This window comes from Pseudomonas sp. NBRC 111124, from assembly GCF_001320245.1.
GTDB lineage: Bacteria > Pseudomonadota > Gammaproteobacteria > Pseudomonadales > Pseudomonadaceae > Aquipseudomonas.
In genome coordinates this window covers 1-1,837 of sequence record NZ_BCBA01000073.1, presented here as the reverse complement: position 1 = coordinate 1,837, position 1,837 = coordinate 1, and the positions used below count along the sequence as shown (strand labels likewise).

The 1,837-nt window shown below is 59.6% G+C and carries 1 protein-coding gene; it reads right to left on the bottom strand.

The genetic code is table 11. The features are described 5' to 3' along the window. Nucleotides 1-90: 90 nt before the first annotated feature. The gene (gene ltrA, locus APH28_RS25030; protein WP_060513154.1) at nucleotides 91-1,458 is read right to left on the bottom strand and encodes a group II intron reverse transcriptase/maturase; all 1,368 of its coding nucleotides are present in this window, start codon (nucleotides 1,456-1,458) and stop codon (nucleotides 91-93) included. Between the last annotated feature and the right edge of the window lie 379 nt (nucleotides 1,459-1,837).

Sequence of the window (1,837 nt, the reverse complement as noted above, 5' to 3'; positions counted from 1 at the left end):
CAAAATCGGCATAGGGGGCGGCCATCAGGCCGCGCCCCTGCCACACCACCCGGCATGCGGGTCCGCACCGGGCGGTTCGAGAGGTTCAGGTCAGATGAGACGGGGAAGTCCCATCCGGTCAAACCATGCCACCGTCAGAGCACCGTGAATCCAACCAGTACTGTTATTCCAGATCCTGTGGCTATCGGCTGCGATCTGCGCAGCTAGATCAGGGTTAGCCCCCATCCTGCGCAGCTCACGGTACGTCGTCCTGCCGGTTCTCCATTGCTTGAGCTGGAGCGCCCTGAGCCTTCGCCGTATCCACCCGTCCAGACGCTTCCACATCGCAGTGGTTTGGGACAGGCAAAAATACGCTTTCCAGCCCAGTAAGTAGGGCCTTAATTTCCCAATAACCTGCTCCAAACTCTGGCCACCATTACGCGTGGTCATTATTCGGATGCGATGCTTGAAAACCCCTAGTGCCTTGGCCGCGGTAACTCGCCTGATCTTTCCATCAGGGGCCAGCCAGAGGCTGTACCCTAGGAATTTCCGACCAAACACACTGGCGACCGCGCTTTTGCTTTCGTTTACCCGCAACCCAAGCCGACCGTAGAGGCGTCGGAGCACTGCCATCACCCGCAGGCCGGCTTTGGGGCTACGCACATAAACATTGGCATCATCGGCATACCTGACGAAGCAATGGCCTCGCCGCTCCAGTTCTTTGTCTACCTCATCCAACACTACATTGGCCAACAGCGGTGAGAGCGGACCACCTTGCGGAGCCCCTTGCCTGCTGACCACGATGTCACCACCAATCCACGCCCCGCAGTTCAGGTAGGCCCGGATCAGGCGCAGTACGCCACGATCAGTCACCTTCCTGCTCAGTCGGGCGATCAGCAGGTCATGATTGATGCAGTCGAAGAACTGCTCCAAGTCGACATCCACTACGACCTCTCGTCCCGAATGGACATACTGCTGCGCTGCCAGAACAGCCTGGTGAGCGTTGCGTCCCGGACGAAAGCCGTAGCTGTGGAGGCTGAAGTCGGGATCCAGCATCGGCTGGAGGACCTGCAACAGAGCCTGCTGAATGATCCTGTCCGTCACCGTCGGGATACCGAGCTTGCGCTCACCTCCTCCCGGCTTAGGGATCAATACTCTGCGTACGGGGGCCGGTCGGTATTCACCCGCCAAGATCTGGCGGCGTATTCCCGGCCATGCCGTCTTCAGATGCTCCGTAGTTTCGTCGATCGTCAGACCGTCCACTCCGGCAACACCTTTGTTCGAACGCACCCGTTTGAGGGCAAGCAATAGATTCTCTCTGGTCAGGGCTGCCAGGAGCAGCCCACCACCTGTGGGGTTTGGGTCACGTTGCGGACAGCAGGCTTCAGCGCTGGTAGCGCAACGATGGGCTTCACCCGTCGTCATCGCCTCCCGCCCTGGCTCCCCAGGCATCTGCTGCATGGCCTGCTGTATCTTCATGTCAAACCACTTTCCTTCTCGTTTGGCCCTTCACTGCCAGGCAGCTACTACGGCCTCTGCTGACTTCTCGCTCCGGTTCACACCGTTGTCCTTTCAGACACGAGGCGAGATCTCCCCGGGTAAGAACGCCATCCTTCACCTCACAACCGCCGCATTTACGTATTCGGCCTCTAGGCCACAAGAGCTTCGCAGGCACTTGGCTGCTCGCCCTGACCGAATACGCCTCGGATGCGATTCGTGTACCTCGGCTCAAGGTTTATGCTCCACGCTTCCTCCCCACAGTCGGTCGCCCTTCTGCAGTTGCGCTTCGCTTCGTTCGCTGTGGCCAGCTCACGGGAGGACTTGCACCTCCAGGATGGCGCCCATGACGGGCGCACAA

What these genes read in the sequence shown, in the direction of transcription:
- ltrA (WP_060513154.1), bottom strand. Translation starts at nt 1,458, where the DNA reads ATGAAGATACAGCAGGCCATGCAGCAGATGCCTGGGGAGCCAGGGCGG.